Here is a 15507-nt window from a genome sequence, read left to right as displayed (position 1 = left end):
TGAACGTATAACTTTTGCCTTAAAACCTATCAACACTTTCTATTCTTCCTTACTTTTTATCCTAAAAACAGTTAGAATACCTCCCCTTTTAGCTTGAACTGTTTATTCGAGAAATTTATGAAATATGAACTGAAAAAAACAAGTGGTAACGCGCGTCGTGGCCGCTTAACCTTCTCGCGCCCGAAAGGCGAGTTTCACGTTGAAACACCGGCTTTTATGCCTGTTGGGACTTATGGCACTGTTAAAGGAATGACCCCTGAGGAAGTTGCAGCAACGGGAGCCCAAATCTTACTTGGCAATACTTTCCACCTTTGGTTACGTCCTGGGCAAGAAGTGATGAAAATGCATGGTGATTTGCACGATTTTATGCAATGGCACGGACCGATTCTAACCGATTCGGGTGGTTTCCAAGTGTTTAGTTTGGGTAAATTACGTAAAATTAAAGAAGAAGGTGTTCATTTCCAAAATCCAATCAGCGGGGAGAAAATTTTCTTATCTCCTGAAAAGTCAATGGAGATTCAATACGATCTCGGTTCTGATATCGTGATGATCTTTGATGAATGTACGCCATATCCTGCCACTTTTGATTATGCAAAACAGTCTATGGAAATGTCACTACGTTGGGCAAAACGTAGTCGTGATCGCTTTGATGAACTGCAAAATCCAAATGCGTTATTTGGCATTATCCAAGGTGGTGTTTACGAAGAGTTGCGTAAAATCTCGGTGGAAAAATTAGTTGAAATCGGCTTTGATGGCTATGCGGTGGGCGGTTTAGCCGTAGGTGAGCCAAAAGAGGATATGCACCGTATACTAGAATATGTTTGCCCACAAATCCCTGCAGATAAACCTCGCTATTTAATGGGTGTAGGTAAGCCTGAAGATTTGGTGGAAGGTGTACGTCGTGGAATTGATATGTTCGATTGTGTCATGCCAACTCGTAATGCGCGGAATGGTCATTTATTTGTGACTAATGGCGTGGTAAAAATCCGTAATGCCAAATACAAAACGGACACCACACCGCTTGACCCAGAGTGTGATTGCTACACTTGTAAAAACTACACAAAAGCCTACCTTTATCACTTAGATAAATGTAATGAAATTTTAGGCGCGAGATTAAACACCATTCATAATCTGCGTTATTATCAACGCTTAATGGCTGAAATTCGTCAGGCAATTGAAGATGATCGTTTTGATGATTTTGTGGTGGAATTTTACCAACGTATGGGTAAAGAAGTCCCCCCATTACAATTAGGGCAAGACAATGCTTAATTTAGAGCCTCAGAAATTCGTCACTTGGGATGAACCGATTGAAATGCTTTATGCTTGCCACAGTCGGGTTAAACAGTTTTGTCGTCAGTTATTAATACTGCCTGATTATATTGCTCAGAATGGCGTAAATCAGGCGGTAAAAAACGATGTACAGCAGATTTTGAATTACTTTAATCAAGCTGCACCGTTACACCATGATGATGAAGAAAAGGATTTTTTCCCTGCGTTAGCTCAGAAGTTACCAGAAACACAGCAAGCCATTCATGAGCTGGAAAGCCAGCACGAGGCTTTACACCAAAACTGGTATGAACTGCGAGAGAAATTACAGGATTTACTGGCAGATAAGCTAGAGAATATCGAACCTGAATTGATCAAGCGGTTTGTGTCTGGCTATGATTTGCATATTTCAATTGAAGAACCGTTGTTTGAATTGGGACGAGTGCATTTAGCGGAAAGTGAGTTGGAAACAATGGGAAAAATAATGGCAGAACGCCGTAAAATCTAATGGAATACCAGCTTGATTTAACTGCCTATCGTTGCCCTTTGCCGTTGCTAATGATTAAAAAAGCCTTAGCGACGCTCGCAAAGGGCGATGTTTTATGGGTCACACTTGCAGCGCATAGCAGTGTGGAGGATATTCGCTTACTCTGTGATGAATTGGGTTATGAGTTTCAATCAAAACAGCCAGTTAATCAAACAGACAAGCGCTTGGTTTTTGCTATTTTTTTACAATAAAGATAAGCATAAACTTTCTTAAAGTTGGATTACCATTATTGGCCGTGAAACGGCTTTTACAAGCGGTTATTTTTGGCGATAATTTAGCAAAATTATTGCTGTCACAATTGCAATACCTGCCAAATCAGTTATTAATTCAGGAATGATCAGCATTAATGAACCAGCAGCAAGTATAATTCTTTGCCAAAGTGCCATTGGATTTTTAAAATAGCCTTCCACTGCCGCGGAAAGCCCTAATACACCAATTACTGATGATATAATGACAACAGCTATCTCCGTGGCGTTTGGTAATGGGAAAGTTTTTGTCATGACTGCAACATTAGCCGTTTCAATCATTAGCATATGCGGATTATAAACAAACATAAACGGCACAATAAAACCAGCAAGTGCTAATTTTAGCGATTGCCAACCCGTTTTCATTGGATCTCCCTGTGCAATTCCAGCCCCTGCAAATGAAGCAAGAGCAACAGGTGGAGTAATATTGGCAAAAATACCAAAGTAGAATACAAACATATGAGCGACTAATACTGGGATCCCAAAGGTGGCTAAGGCTGGGGCAGCCATGGTGGCCGTGATGATATAAGCGGGGATCGATGGTAAGCCCATGCCAAGAATAATGGATGCGATCATCGTTAAGAGCAACGTTAAGAATAATGAACCTGCACCTAAGGTCACAATTGAAGAGGTAATGACACTACCAAAGCTTGTGAGATTGACCACGCCAATGACGATTCCTACTACGGCACAAGCTGCCATCACAGATAATGATTGTTTTGCCCCGTCTTCTAACGCTTCAATAATTTCTTTTATGCCCATACGGGTTTCTTTGCGAATTTGGCTAACAAGCACGGTAATACCAATCGTATAAGCGGCGGCATAGCCAATAGGGACAGACTCAATTAATAACCAAATTAATGCCACAATAGGCAACAGCATGTGTCCACGGGTTTGCATGATTGCTTTAAATTTTGGCAATTGCTCTTTAGGCAGCCCTTTGAGATTTTGCTTACCTGCTCGGAAATGCACTTGAGCGATCACCCCTAGATAGTAGAGTAGTGCTGGCAGTAGAGCCGCTAATGCAATAGTTGCATAGCTTACCCCAGTTGTTTCCGCCATAATAAATGCACTTGCGCCCATAATGGGCGGTAAGATTTGTCCACCGACAGAAGCACTGGCTTCCACTGCACCAGCGAAGTTTTTGTGGTAACCAATTTTCTTCATTAACGGAATGGTAAACGCCCCTGTGCTGACCACATTTGCGACTGCCGCGCCATTAATACTGCCCATAAAACCACTGGAAATCACAGCAACTTTAGCTGGGCCTCCTTGTTTATCACCAGCTAGCGCAAGAGCAATATCATTGAATAGCTGCCCCATGCCCGATTTAGCAAGAAATGCCCCGAAGAGAATAAACAAGAAAATGAACGTGACGGAAGCACCAATTGCAGAGGAGAAAATGCCTTCAGTTTTTAGATAAAGTTGCCCGAAAATATCCCCGAGATCATAAGGGCGAGTTAGGAGTTTATCCGGCATAAAATCCATGGAGCTAATAAATGGATAAAGCAAAAAAATCAATGCAAACAAAATTAAGATCCAACCGGTTACACGCCGAGTTGCTTCAAGTACCACTAAGGTAGTGATAATCGCAAAAATAATATCAAGCGTATTCGGAATCCCGCCTCGTACCGTCATTAATGCTTGGTATTGATGCAGTAAATATCCTACGCTCCCTATGCTACCTAAAATCCATACCCAATCAAACCATGCCATATTGCTTTGGCGGCTTTTAGATGAAGCAGGATAAATCAAAAAAATTAATAACGTCCCCACGCCAACGTGAATAGCGCGTTGCAAAAGGGTAGGCATTGGGTAGAAAGTAATATAGAGGTGGAAGAGTGAATAAAGCACCGCAATTATAGTGATTGCAAATTTTTGGACAGAATGACCCGCTTGTCGCGTGAGCGATTCACGATCGTATTTTTCCAAAATCTCCTGCTCAGTTAGCGGACTTTGCGTTTTTGCTTGAGACATTGCAAGAACTCCTTAACAGATAAAACCAAAATGGGGCACGTTTTGATTGAATATGAACGACGCTATACTCAGGTAAATATTGATATAAGGGTATTTCTTTGTGTTCTATCAGAAATGTTCCTTCCATATTGGGTGAAACTACCCAATTCAGTTCATTTACTCTTATTTGATGCTTATAGCCGATATAACCTTGAGGTGCATTGGTAATTGCCGTTGTATATGAGGGTGTTCCTGCACCGAAGGTTTGTAACCAGCTTTCAAATAGCTCAAATTGGTTTGCTTGATGGCGGTAGTGTTCATACCATAATTGCTTTTCGACAGAATGTCGCCAACGCAAACTAAAATATTTACTACGTATATTGCAATGAAGTGCCCCACTAGAAATAGAAAGATAAGAAACCGGAAAAAATCCAGCCAGTAAAATCACAGCATTAAATAGCCCAAAATACCGGCTGAATTTTTTCTTTAACATAGCTTATTTGGCATTGATTTCATCAAAATATTTTTTGGCACCCGCATGTAATGGGGCAACCAAACCTTGTTGTGCATCTTGAATATTAATATCCTTTGCCGCTTGGTGAGCAGTTTGTAATTGTGGCAAACTCTCAAAGAATGTTTTAGTGAGTAGATAAACATCATTCTCGCTTAAATCCTTGCGGACAACCAACGCATTTTTAATCGCAGCGGTCGGAATAGGTGCTTCGTTACCATAAGTGTGTGCAGGAATGGTTAATGCGGTGAAATACGCTTTATCTTGGGCAATCTTTTCTACCCCATCAGCAGGAATAGCGACGACTTGCAAATCAAAGCCTTGCTGTAATTCCATTAATGATGAGTTGGGTAGACCACTTGTTAAGAATGCTGCATCTAGGCTGCCAGATTTCAACGCATCAGCAGCTTCTGCATAACCTAAGTAATCCACTTTAATATCATTATAACTAATACCAAATCCGGCTAAGAGATTACGAGCATTGACTTCAACACCTGAATTTTGTGCACCAGTTGCAACACGTTTGCCTTTTAAATCTGTAATGGTTTTAATGCCAGAACGCTTAGAGGTTACAATTTGAACATAGTTAGGATAAAGCGCAGCAATTTGTTCAATATTTTCTAATTTAGTCGGAAAGCTCCCTACACCATTTAAAGCATCACTGAGTGCATCACTCATCACAAATGCCATCTCAACTTTTTTTTGAGCCAATAAGTTAAGATTTTCAACTGATGCGCCCGTGGTTTGTGTTTTAGAATTGGTTGCCAATTGTTTCGCATAAATATCGGCAAGTGTTGTTGCGATAATATTGTAAGGGCCGGAAGCGCCACCGGTTGCGATTGTAACAAATTTGCTCTGTACTTTATCTATAGCATCTATAGCCCCCTGCCCAGTGCTGGTTCCGTTTGCTTGTGTTTTATCATCACATGCTGTTAGAGAGAAAGTTAATAATCCCAGTGTTAGTGTTGTGAGTACAAATTGTCGTATTTTCATAATAACTCCAAGTAAGGATAGTGAAGAGAAAAGGTTTAACAAATTTGAAATATTCATTGCAGAATTTTTGAATACATAAAAATCTGTTTATAACGTTATCGTTCTGTATAAATACCGCAAACGGTTGCTTTAATCAAGAAAAAGTAAAAATATCGTGATTTAGCTGGAATTCTACTTGATGGGCACTCATGTGCATCCCTTATTCAGCATTATTTTTAGTTAATTTTATGTTAAATAAGTTAGAAAATGGTTGCAATTTAACTATTGCCTGATCTATAGTGAATATGAGTACTATTAGTATTCAATCCCACCAAATAACATTGGAATCTTACTTTTATCCACTAATTAAGGAGAAAATTATGGCGACAATGAAAGCAATGACCTATTACGGCGAAAATGACATTCGTTTTGAGGAGCGCCCTATTCCGACTATTCAGTCTGCTACTGATGCAATTATTCGCTTAACTAAATCAACTATTTGTGGTACGGATTTAGGAATTTGGAAAGGCAAAAATCCTGAAATTGAACAAACTGCGTTGGCTCAAACTGGCACATGGAATGGACGAATTCTCGGGCATGAAGGAATTGGCGTTGTAGAGGAAGTGGGGGAGGGTGTAAAAAACTTTAAACGAGGGGATAAAGTGATTATTTCTTGTGTTAGTCGTTGTGGCACCTGTGAGAACTGCCAGAAACAGCTATATGCGCATTGTCGTAATGGCGGAGGTTGGATTATGGGTTACATGATTGATGGCACACATGCAGAATATGTTCGCACACCTTTTGCGGATAACTCTCTTTATCACCTACCAGATGATATTAATGAAGATGTGGCAGTGTTACTCTCGGATATTTTACCGACAAGCCATGAAATTGGTGTGCAATATGGCGACGTAAAACCTGGAGACAGCGTAGCAATTGTTGGTGCAGGGCCAATAGGCATGTCAGCGTTACTTACCGCACAATTTTATTCACCTGCTGAAATTATTATGGTAGATATGGATGATAACCGTCTTGGGCTGGCTAAAGAGCTCGGTGCAAGTCATGTGATCAATTCCAAAAAAGAAGATGCAGTAGCAAGAATATTGGCTTTAACTGATGGACGAGGTGTAGATTGTGCGATTGAGGCCGTGGGTTATCCCGCGACATGGGATATTTGTCAAAATGTAGTGAAAGAGGGAGGACACCTCGCTAACGTAGGGGTTCATGGTCAGCCCGTACAATTTAATATTGATAAGCTTTGGATTAAAAACCTCAATATCACTACCGGTTTAGTGAATGCAAATACGACAGGAATGTTATTGAAAACCTGTCAGTGTGGAAAATTGCCTCTGCATCGTTTAGCAAGCCATCATTTCAAATTTAGCGAAATGGAAAAAGCTTATAATGTATTCAAGCATGCCGCAGAAGAGAAAGCGATGAAAGTAATGATTGATTTCTAGCTATTTGATCGTTCTAAAAATCCTCGACTTGGTCGAGGATTTTAAGCATCAACACACCTTACAGACAAACCCATCTTTTTCACATGTGCCAATTTAGATGGGTTTATTTTGGGGCTTTCGAAGCATTTTGGCGTTTGCAAAAAGTTCGTATTTTTTAACCGCTTGTTGGGTTTTTTATTTGCTATTTAGATATTATTAGCAATTAAATCGCCCATTTCGCTGGTTGAAACTGGCGTGGATTGATCGGCTAAATCAGCGGTGCGGTAGCCTTCGGCTAATACTTTTTTCACGGCATTTTCAATGGCAACGGCGGCATCTTCAAGATTAAAACTATAACGTAACATCATTGCCGCAGACAGAATTTGGGCAATAGGGTTAGCAATATTTTTGCCTGCAATGTCTGGCGCAGAACCGCCTGCCGGTTCATACAAGCCAAAACCTTTTTCATTTAAGCTGGCAGACGGCAGCATTCCCATTGATCCTGTAATCATGGCGCATTCATCAGAAATAATATCACCGAAAATATTAGAACAGAGTAACACATCAAAGAACTCTGGCTGTTTAATCAATTGCATCGTCGCGTTATCAATATAGATATGATCGAGCTTGACTTCAGGATATTCTTTTGCCATTTCATTAACGACTTCACGCCATAAAATTGAGCTCATTAATACATTCGCTTTATCTACCGAGGTTACGTGTTTTTTACGTTTCATTGCCGTTTCGAACGCGACACGAGCAATACGCTCAATTTCATAGCGATGATATACCTCAGTGTCAAAGGCTTTTTCATTCGCCCCTTCACCTTCACGACCTTTAGGCTGACCAAAATAGATTCCACCAGTCAATTCACGTACAGTTACCATATCAAACCCTTTAGCTGCAATATCAGCACGCAAAGGACAGAATTGTTCCAAGCCTTTATAAAGTGTGGCTGGGCGCAAGTTGCAGAATAGCGCAAAATGCTTACGAAGTGGTAATAATGCGCCACGCTCAGGTTGTTCATTTGCTGGTAGATGTTCCCATTTTGGTCCGCCTACGGAACCAAATAGAATAGCATCAGCTTGTTCACACCCCAGCTTAGTGCTTTCTGGAAATGCTGTACCATGGTTATCAATCGCGATCCCGCCGATATCATAATAGTTATAATTGAGCGTGAAACCGAATTTTTGTTGGACTTTATCAAGTACTTTAACCGCTTGAGCCATAATTTCTGGGCCAATTCCGTCACCGCTTAATACTGCAATGTTGTAGCTTTGCATACAATTTCCTTTTATTTGAGTTTGCATTGAAAAACGTACTATAAAACATTTTTAGTCAGAAATGGCGACTTTTTTGCAGAAATTCATTACGTTGATTAGAATGTGCTAGATTTTGAGGATTTTTATATGAAACAAACCGCTTGTAGATGGATTTTTTTGGCTTGCTGCGCCTGTTTATTATCGGGGTGCGGTACGATTATTAGCTTGATTGAGCAAGATTACAGCGTTTATGCAGGCGTAGGACGTGATTTCTCAGCCATTCAGCAGGGTGGTTTGTTTAGTATAGTGGCAGTTATCGATCTGCCACTGAGTTTTGTCTTAGATACATTAATGCTACCCGTTACGCTTTCGCAGTAGGCTATGCGTGTTGCATTACGGCAATATAGTTACAACTCACATCTTGGTTAAGCCAAAATTTTTCGGTAAGCGGATTAAAATGATAACCCACCATTTCACTGCATCTTAATCCAACCTGATCACTCCAGTTCAGCAATTCAGCCGGTTTAATAAATTTTTCAAATTCATGCGTGCCTTTGGGTAACATTTTGAGCACATATTCCGCCCCGATCACAACTAGCATATAGGCTTTAAACGTGCGGTTAATGGTTGAGAAGAATAACGTACCGTTTGGTTTTAATAAGGCTTGACAGCTTTGGATAATCGACAATGGCTCAGGGACATGTTCCAACATTTCCATACAGGTGATTACATCAAATTTTTCAGCATGGCAAGCGGTCTGTTTTTGCAAAAAATCTTCAATGGTCGTTTGTTGATAATCAATGTTTAGCCCACTTTGTTCTGCGTGCAAACGTGCGATTTCAAGCGGTTTATCAGTCATATCAATGCCGGTAACGGTTGCGCCCAGTTTTGCCATCGCTTCACTTAAAATACCGCCACCGCAACCAACATCAAGCACTCTTTTTCCAAAAAGCCCTTGAGATTTTTCGTTAATGTAGGCGGTACGCAACGGGTTGAGCAGATGAATGGGCTTGAAATCACCTTGTGGATCCCACCAAGTTTTTGCCATTTTTTCAAATTTAGCCAGCTCTTGAGGATCAATATTTGGAGTAGATTGTTGCATAAATTTTCTTCAGATAAATTTTTCTAATGATAAGCAGCGTTATTTTACCGAATAAAACGGGATTTTGCTGCTGAATGGGATAAAAAGTGGATTGAAAGACCATAAAATGTGATCTGTTTCACAAAATTGCACAAAAAAACAGCATTTAAACATACTTTTTTTAATTTATTGGATAAATTTTTCTAATTGTTATTGCAAAGTTTAAAATCACTGCTAGACTGCACAGCGTTTTGATTTAACACAACATTCACAAAAATTTTAAATATACAGGAGTAACACTATGAGCGATTTACACGCCCTCAATTCCCTTTTTCAAAAAATCAAACAACGTGATCCAAACCAAGCACCATTTCACCAAGCCGTAGAAGAAGTTTTTGGTAGCCTTGCTCCATTCTTAGAAAAAAATCCACAATATACTAAATATGGTTTGTTAGAGCGTATTGTTGAGCCAGAGCGTGTGATCACTTTCCGTGTGACTTGGGTTGATGATCAAGGTCAAGTGCAAGTAAACCGTGGCTATCGTGTGCAGATGAACTCGGCAATCGGACCTTATAAAGGTGGTTTACGTTTCCATCCAACTGTCGATTTAGGTGTTTTAAAATTCTTAGCCTTTGAACAAGTATTTAAAAATGCCTTAACCACATTGCCGATGGGCGGTGGTAAAGGTGGTTCAGACTTCGATCCAAAAGGTAAATCTGATGCTGAAGTAATGCGCTTCTGCCAAGCCTTTATGAGCGAGTTATATCGTCACATTGGTGCAGATACCGATGTGCCAGCAGGTGATATTGGCGTAGGTGGGCGTGAAATTGGCTATTTATACGGTCAATACAAAAAATTACGCAATGAATTTACTTCTGTTTTAACGGGTAAATCATTAACTTGGGGTGGCAGTTTAATTCGTCCAGAAGCGACTGGTTATGGTACAGTTTACTTCGCAGAATCAATGTTAAATACTAAAGGTCAAAGCATTGAAGGCAAAGGCGTAGTAATTTCTGGTTCTGGTAATGTCGCACAATATGCAGCGGAAAAAGTAATTCAAAAAGGTGGTCGTGTATTGACTGTTTCAGATTCTAACGGTTTCGTTCAGTTCCCAGCAAGCGGTATGACAGAAGCACAATTACAAGCATTATTTGAACTCAAAAATGAACGCCGTGAGCGTTTATCAGTTTACGCAAAAGAGCAAGGATTACAATACTTTGCAGATCAAAGACCGTGGGGTGTACCGTGTGAAGTGGCATTACCTTGTGCAACCCAAAACGAATTAGACGGGGAAGATGCGAAAACCCTACTCAAAAATGGCTGTATCTGTGTTGCAGAAGGGGCAAATATGCCTTCAACTCTTGCTGCTGTTGAAGTGTTTACCGATGCGAAAATTCTTTATGCACCGGGTAAAGCATCGAACGCAGGTGGTGTTGCAACCTCTGGTTTAGAAATGAGCCAAAATGCTATTCGCTTGTCTTGGACGCGTGAAGAAGTTGATCAACGTTTATTTGATATTATGGCGAATATTCACCAAAACTGTGTTGAAAATGGCTCAGAAGCAGGTGGCTATGTAAACTATGTGAATGGCGCGAATATTGCAGGATTCAAAAAGGTTGCGACTGCTATGCTAGAGCAGGGTGTAATCTAAGGCTAATTTCTTGTGAGTGAATGAAGAGCAGGCTATAAAGCCTGCTTTTTTTTGCAGAAAATTATGAAAAAATCACCGCTTGCTTATGCTAGAATCTTACTAATTTTTCTAAGATTGCATACAAATGAGTAAAAACAGCAAACCCTTTATTCTCCATTCTCCTTTCAAACCCTCCGGTGATCAGCCGACTGCCATCGCTAAACTGACCGAAGGCTTAAATGACGGCTTGGCCCATCAAACCTTACTTGGCGTAACCGGCTCGGGCAAAACCTTTACCATTGCGAATGTGATCGCCCAGCTTAACCGCCCTGCGATGGTGCTTGCCCCGAATAAAACCCTTGCCGCTCAGCTTTATGCCGAGATGAAAGCGTTTTTTCCGGAAAATGCGGTGGAGTATTTCGTCTCTTACTACGACTACTACCAGCCCGAAGCCTATGTGCCGGCAAGCGATACCTTTATCGAGAAAGATGCCTCTATCAATGAGCAGATCGAGCAGATGCGACTTTCGGCAACCAAATCCTTTTTGGAGCGCCGAGATACGATTGTGGTTGCCTCCGTTTCTGCCATTTACGGCTTGGGTGATGTGGACGCTTATATGCAGATGATGTTGCATTTACAAGTGGGGGCGATGATTGGGCAGCGTGAAATTCTCTCTCGCCTTGCCGAATTGCAATACACCCGCAACGATCAGGCGTTTCAGCGTTCGACTTTCCGAGTGCGGGGCGATGTGATTGATATTTACCCAGCGGAGAGCGATGAAGTGGCGTTAAGGGTAGAGCTGTTTGACGATGAAATCGAAAATCTGTCGCTATTTGACCCGCTTACAGGGCATAGCTTGGGCAAAGTGCCACGCTATACCATTTACCCGAAAACCCACTATGTGACCCCACGAGAGCGGATTTTGGAGGCAATCGAGCAAATTAAGGTCGAGCTTGCCGAGCGCCGCACCTATTTCATCAAAGAGAATAAATTGCTGGAAGAGCAGCGGATCGCCCAACGTACACAGTTTGATATCGAGATGATGAATGAGCTAGGCTACTGTTCGGGCATTGAAAACTACTCCCGCTATCTCTCGGGCAGAAAAGAGGGTGAAGCCCCACCGACCCTGTTTGATTATATGCCGGCGGACGGTATTTTGGTGATTGATGAAAGCCACGTTACCGTGCCACAAATTGGCGGAATGTATCGAGGCGACCGAGCCAGAAAAGAGACGCTGGTGCAGTACGGTTTCCGCTTGCCATCGGCACTGGATAACCGTCCGTTGAGATTTGAAGAGTTTGAACGCCTTTCACCGCAGACGATTTACGTTTCTGCCACACCGGGGGCGTATGAATTGGAGAAAAACCCTGATGTGGTGGATCAAGTGGTTCGCCCAACCGGCTTGCTTGACCCGATTATCGAGGTTCGCCCCGTTGCCACGCAGGTGGATGATTTGCTATCTGAAATTCACAAACGAGTGGCGGTGGACGAACGGGTGCTGGTGACCACGCTTACCAAAAAAATGGCGGAAGATCTCACTGATTATTTGGACGAACACGGCGTTCGAGTTCGCTATCTACATAGCGACATTGACACGGTAGAACGGGTGGAAATTATCCACGATTTGCGAATGGGTATGTTTGACGTGTTGGTTGGCATTAACTTGTTGCGAGAAGGCTTAGATATGCCCGAAGTGTCGCTCGTGGCAATTCTCGATGCCGATAAAGAGGGCTTTTTGCGTTCCGAACGCTCGTTAATTCAGACTATCGGACGTGCCGCTCGAAATCTCAACGGTAAAGCGATTTTATACGGCGACCGCATTACCAACTCAATGCAAAAAGCGATTACTGAGACCGAACGCCGCCGTGAAAAGCAGATGAAATATAACGAAGAACACGGCATCACCCCGCAAGCATTGAACAAAAAAGTCGGCGAATTGCTCGATATCGGACAATCCGACAAGCCAAAACGGGGCAAACAAGCGGTCAAAAAAGCCGAAAATTCTGCAAGCGACTACAAGCCGAAATCCCGCAAAGAATTGGAAAAAGAGCTTAAAACGCTGGAACAACAGATGCGTGATTTTGCGAAAGATCTGGAATTTGAAAAAGCGGCTGCGGTGAGGGATAATATAAGAATATTAAATGCACATCTTCTTGAAATATGAGTTGGAGAAAGAGATGAAAGAAATATTTAAAGCATTAGAAAATGTTAAAGGTATGAAATCTAAATCTAATGTGATATCTCCTGTTCTATGGATATATTTTTCAACATTGGTGAGTTTTATCTCTTACAGTAGTTTTTCTAAAAACCCAAATCAATTAATTATTGTTTGGCTATTGATTTTTTTATCTGGATTAATACTAACCGTCATTATCATGTTTGTTGTTCTAATTTTTAAATATCCTGATTTATTACGTTCAGAAATGTATTTAATCCGAAAATCTTTAATTGATAAAGGTATATTAGGGGATGAGAACACCCTAAACCAAGATATGGCATCTCAGCATTCAGATAGTGAGGGTGATAATGACTAGAAAAAAAAGATATATTATCCTAATTGATGAGAATTTTCCTAGCGAAGTTAGGAATAATATTACATCCTTTATAAAACAAAAAGGGTTTGGGTACTGGCATTGGATTGGTAATGTTTGGCTAATTACTGTTAATGAAGAATGGACATCTAAAAAGCTGAGAGATGAAATCAAACAATTTATTTCGAATGATGGTTTATTAGTCGTATTAAATTCTAGCCATTCACAAGGTTGGGCAACTTTTGGTAATTCTAGAAAAAGTGAGTGGCTAAGACACAACTGGAATAATGGCAAGACATAATTTCCCTCAGATGGTGCTCGTCTCCTGACGAGTACCTTTCATAGTTTTAGTACCCGTCAGGAGACGGGTACTATCAATATTTATTTTTTAATTTAGCAAGTGGTTAAATTCTCCCAATTTTTTGCACATTAATTTACCGCACCAAACTCCGCCACTTCCCACTGCATTTTTGAGATTTTATTTCGTTGATAAAGCCAATTTGCCACTTCTTTCCAAGAATATAAAGCTGAGCCGCTTGCAACACCATAAACCGGTTTTGGGAAGTCATTACCCCGATAGCGCCCGTCTCTGACGGGTGCTGGAAAATACTTAATCTTCCATTCCACAAGCGGTCTTTTTTGTGGAAGTTTTTGCAAATTTTTCGATGTTTTTATTCGCTTGTTACTATGGCAGTGATTGTCTCATACCATTTTTTAGCACCCGTCAGAGACGGGCGCTATCGGCGTAAAAAGCGATAAGTGAGACCGAAGTCGCCGTGAAAAACAGCAGAAATACAATGAAGAGCGAGGCATTGTGCCACAAGCTCTCAACAAAAAAGTCGGCGAACTGCTCGACATCGGACAATCCGACAAGCCAAAACGGGGCAAACAAGCGGTCAAAAAAGCCGAAAATTCTGCAAGTGATTACAAAACAAAATCCCGCAAAGAACTGGAAAAAGAGCTTAAAACGCTGGAACAACAGATGCGTGATTTTGCGAAAGACTTAGAATTTGAAAAAGCGGCTGCGCTAAGGGATAAGTTGCAGCAGTTGAAGGAAGTACTGCTTGAAATTCGGTAAGTTTGTCATATCATAGGATAGATAGTAAATCTTTAGGGAGCGGTGTAATGTCAAAAGATGCAAAAAATATTATAAAAGTTGGGATTGTTAGACCTATTTCAATAAAAGAACCATATAAACCATGACATTGGGATTATATTCAAAGGGCTATAGAGGAGTCTTTAGTTTCTGATTCTGAATATGCTTTTGATATAGCCTTAGCTAGTGAGAATACGAAATCGGATGTTATTCAGAGTACTATAATTAAAAATCTATATCATTCTGACGTAATTGTTTGTGATTTAAGTTCATTAAATCCAAATGTTTTTTTGAGTTGGGAATTAGAATGGCATATAGAAAACCATGTGTTTTATTATATTGGATGACAAAACTTCTGCTCCGTTTGATGTTGCTCCTATTAGATATATTCAATATCCTAGTTCTTTTCATCGTTATGAATTAGAAGAAAAACAGAAAGAACTTAGGAAAACCGTAATAGATGTTTATAAAACGTATAAAGATACTCAAAAGGTTGCATATGCGCCATTTTTCACTGAAGTTAATGTAACAGAAGTCGCTGATATTGACAGGCAGGAACGTTCAATTTTGGAAGATATTCAAATTAAGCTTGATTTTTTAATGAAAAATCAATCAGAAATTAATTCATTGCCAGATAAAGAAAGTTTTAGGAAATTTTTAAACGACAATATCAATATGTTTTTACAATATGCGAAGAAGAATAATTTAGATCGTAGTGAATTCCTTGATAAAGGAAAATCTTTCTTGAAGCTCAATTCTGAAAGAAATGGATATGCAAAAATTCCGCAATATATATTTGATCCAATTTTTAATGAATGTCTTCAAAAATTATCAGGCTTGAGTGTACAGTTTCAAAAAACTTTTGATGACGACATCCCCTTTTAATCATAATATTCTATAAAATGCTAGGGCCAACAGTCATTTGTCCCCCGATAGCGCCCATCTCTGACAGATACTAAAAATTGGACAAT

16 protein-coding genes and 1 pseudogene are annotated in these 15507 nt (G+C 40.5%); 11 read left to right on the top strand and 6 right to left on the bottom strand.

Annotated elements, in window-relative coordinates; translation table 11 throughout:
• Positions 1-117: 117 nt before the first annotated feature.
• Genes tgt through F542_RS05815 form a run of 3 tightly spaced genes read left to right on the top strand, consistent with a single transcriptional unit; the run spans position 118 to position 2004 of the window.
• Complete coding sequence (gene tgt / locus F542_RS05825) at positions 118-1269, top strand: tRNA guanosine(34) transglycosylase Tgt (RefSeq protein WP_015432434.1); 1152 nt, start codon at positions 118-120, stop codon at positions 1267-1269.
• On the top strand, positions 1262-1774 hold the full coding sequence (locus F542_RS05820; protein WP_015432435.1) for a hemerythrin domain-containing protein: 513 nt from the start codon (positions 1262-1264) through the stop codon (positions 1772-1774). Before tgt ends, F542_RS05820 begins: the two co-directional genes overlap by 8 nt.
• Positions 1774-2004 (top strand): sulfurtransferase TusA family protein, encoded by a 231-nt coding sequence (locus F542_RS05815; RefSeq protein WP_015432436.1) that lies wholly within the window; start codon positions 1774-1776, stop codon positions 2002-2004. Before F542_RS05820 ends, F542_RS05815 begins: the two co-directional genes overlap by 1 nt.
• A gap of 66 nt (positions 2005-2070) precedes the next feature.
• Here F542_RS05815 and F542_RS05810 read toward each other — a convergent pair whose 3' ends face one another.
• Genes F542_RS05810 through F542_RS05800 form a run of 3 tightly spaced genes read right to left on the bottom strand, consistent with a single transcriptional unit; the run spans position 2071 to position 5518 of the window.
• Positions 2071-4035: a TRAP transporter permease gene (locus F542_RS05810; protein WP_015432437.1), complete on the bottom strand. Its 1965-nt coding sequence runs from the start codon at positions 4033-4035 to the stop codon at positions 2071-2073.
• Entirely contained in the window at positions 4001-4507 is a 507-nt protein-coding gene (locus F542_RS05805) for a DUF1850 domain-containing protein (RefSeq protein ID WP_025267088.1), read from the bottom strand. The genes F542_RS05810 and F542_RS05805 overlap by 35 nt, the downstream gene beginning before the upstream one ends.
• Before the next feature lie 3 nt (positions 4508-4510).
• Positions 4511-5518 carry a TAXI family TRAP transporter solute-binding subunit gene (locus F542_RS05800; RefSeq protein ID WP_015432438.1) on the bottom strand — a complete coding sequence of 336 codons (1008 nt, stop codon included), beginning with the start codon at positions 5516-5518 and terminating at the stop codon, positions 4511-4513.
• A gap of 359 nt (positions 5519-5877) precedes the next feature.
• Between F542_RS05800 and F542_RS05795 the strand changes: the two genes are divergently transcribed.
• The gene (locus F542_RS05795; protein WP_015432439.1) at positions 5878-6957 is read left to right on the top strand and encodes a zinc-dependent alcohol dehydrogenase family protein; all 1080 of its coding nucleotides are present in this window, start codon (positions 5878-5880) and stop codon (positions 6955-6957) included.
• Positions 6958-7142: 185 nt separating this feature from the next.
• Here F542_RS05795 and leuB read toward each other — a convergent pair whose 3' ends face one another.
• Positions 7143-8219 (bottom strand): 3-isopropylmalate dehydrogenase, encoded by a 1077-nt coding sequence (gene leuB, locus F542_RS05790; protein WP_025267087.1) that lies wholly within the window; start codon positions 8217-8219, stop codon positions 7143-7145.
• Positions 8220-8345: 126 nt separating this feature from the next.
• Between leuB and F542_RS05785 the strand changes: the two genes are divergently transcribed.
• Positions 8346-8576, top strand: a complete 231-nt coding sequence (locus F542_RS05785; protein WP_025267086.1) for a YceK/YidQ family lipoprotein — start codon at positions 8346-8348, stop codon at positions 8574-8576.
• 1 nt (position 8577) lies between these two features.
• Here the strand turns inward: F542_RS05785 and ubiG are convergent, their stop codons facing one another.
• On the bottom strand, positions 8578-9300 hold the full coding sequence (gene ubiG, locus F542_RS05780; protein ID WP_015432442.1) for a bifunctional 2-polyprenyl-6-hydroxyphenol methylase/3-demethylubiquinol 3-O-methyltransferase UbiG: 723 nt from the start codon (positions 9298-9300) through the stop codon (positions 8578-8580).
• Between the two features lie 280 nt (positions 9301-9580).
• Here ubiG and gdhA point away from each other — a divergent pair, with 280 nt between their 5' ends.
• The 4 genes from gdhA to F542_RS05760 all read left to right on the top strand — a co-directional run bounded on the left by gdhA (position 9581) and on the right by F542_RS05760 (position 13741).
• Positions 9581-10930: an NADP-specific glutamate dehydrogenase gene (gene gdhA, locus F542_RS05775; protein ID WP_015432444.1), complete on the top strand. Its 1350-nt coding sequence runs from the start codon at positions 9581-9583 to the stop codon at positions 10928-10930.
• 124 nt (positions 10931-11054) lie between these two features.
• Positions 11055-13073, top strand: a complete 2019-nt coding sequence (gene uvrB, locus F542_RS05770) for an excinuclease ABC subunit UvrB (protein ID WP_015432445.1) — start codon at positions 11055-11057, stop codon at positions 13071-13073.
• A gap of 13 nt (positions 13074-13086) precedes the next feature.
• Positions 13087-13443 (top strand): hypothetical protein, encoded by a 357-nt coding sequence (locus F542_RS05765; RefSeq protein ID WP_025267085.1) that lies wholly within the window; start codon positions 13087-13089, stop codon positions 13441-13443.
• On the top strand, positions 13436-13741 hold the full coding sequence (locus F542_RS05760) for a hypothetical protein (RefSeq protein WP_025267084.1): 306 nt from the start codon (positions 13436-13438) through the stop codon (positions 13739-13741). The genes F542_RS05765 and F542_RS05760 overlap by 8 nt, the downstream gene beginning before the upstream one ends.
• Before the next feature lie 128 nt (positions 13742-13869).
• On the opposite strand, the gene F542_RS05755 is transcribed toward F542_RS05760, so the two are convergent.
• Positions 13870-14097, bottom strand: coding sequence for a hypothetical protein (locus tag F542_RS05755; protein ID WP_015432447.1), 228 nt, complete (start codon positions 14095-14097; stop codon positions 13870-13872).
• Positions 14098-14189: 92 nt separating this feature from the next.
• Between F542_RS05755 and F542_RS05750 the strand changes: the two are divergent.
• Positions 14190-14518, top strand: a pseudogene (locus F542_RS05750) (UvrB/UvrC motif-containing protein); the annotation flags it as partial.
• A 342-nt stretch (positions 14519-14860) separates the two neighbouring features.
• Positions 14861-15421 carry a hypothetical protein gene (locus tag F542_RS10765; protein ID WP_025267083.1) on the top strand — a complete coding sequence of 187 codons (561 nt, stop codon included), beginning with the start codon at positions 14861-14863 and terminating at the stop codon, positions 15419-15421.
• Positions 15422-15507: the final 86 nt, after the last annotated feature.

The sequence above is a fragment of the Bibersteinia trehalosi USDA-ARS-USMARC-188 genome, from assembly GCF_000521725.1.
Taxonomy (GTDB): domain Bacteria; phylum Pseudomonadota; class Gammaproteobacteria; order Enterobacterales; family Pasteurellaceae; genus Bibersteinia; species Bibersteinia trehalosi.
This window is presented reverse-complemented; position numbering and strand designations above follow the sequence as displayed.

Coding starts and splice junctions, on each gene's coding strand:
- tgt (WP_015432434.1), top strand. CDS start 118: ATGAAATATGAACTGAAAAAAACAAGTGGTAACGCGCGTCGTGGCCGC.
- F542_RS05820 (WP_015432435.1), top strand. CDS start 1,262: ATGCTTAATTTAGAGCCTCAGAAATTCGTCACTTGGGATGAACCGATT.
- F542_RS05815 (WP_015432436.1), top strand. CDS start 1,774: ATGGAATACCAGCTTGATTTAACTGCCTATCGTTGCCCTTTGCCGTTG.
- F542_RS05810 (WP_015432437.1), bottom strand. CDS start 4,035: ATGTCTCAAGCAAAAACGCAAAGTCCGCTAACTGAGCAGGAGATTTTG.
- F542_RS05805 (WP_025267088.1), bottom strand. CDS start 4,507: ATGTTAAAGAAAAAATTCAGCCGGTATTTTGGGCTATTTAATGCTGTG.
- F542_RS05800 (WP_015432438.1), bottom strand. CDS start 5,518: ATGAAAATACGACAATTTGTACTCACAACACTAACACTGGGATTATTA.
- F542_RS05795 (WP_015432439.1), top strand. CDS start 5,878: ATGGCGACAATGAAAGCAATGACCTATTACGGCGAAAATGACATTCGT.
- leuB (WP_025267087.1), bottom strand. CDS start 8,219: ATGCAAAGCTACAACATTGCAGTATTAAGCGGTGACGGAATTGGCCCA.
- F542_RS05785 (WP_025267086.1), top strand. CDS start 8,346: ATGAAACAAACCGCTTGTAGATGGATTTTTTTGGCTTGCTGCGCCTGT.
- ubiG (WP_015432442.1), bottom strand. CDS start 9,300: ATGCAACAATCTACTCCAAATATTGATCCTCAAGAGCTGGCTAAATTT.
- gdhA (WP_015432444.1), top strand. CDS start 9,581: ATGAGCGATTTACACGCCCTCAATTCCCTTTTTCAAAAAATCAAACAA.
- uvrB (WP_015432445.1), top strand. CDS start 11,055: ATGAGTAAAAACAGCAAACCCTTTATTCTCCATTCTCCTTTCAAACCC.
- F542_RS05765 (WP_025267085.1), top strand. CDS start 13,087: ATGAAAGAAATATTTAAAGCATTAGAAAATGTTAAAGGTATGAAATCT.
- F542_RS05760 (WP_025267084.1), top strand. CDS start 13,436: ATGACTAGAAAAAAAAGATATATTATCCTAATTGATGAGAATTTTCCT.
- F542_RS10765 (WP_025267083.1), top strand. CDS start 14,861: ATGTGTTTTATTATATTGGATGACAAAACTTCTGCTCCGTTTGATGTT.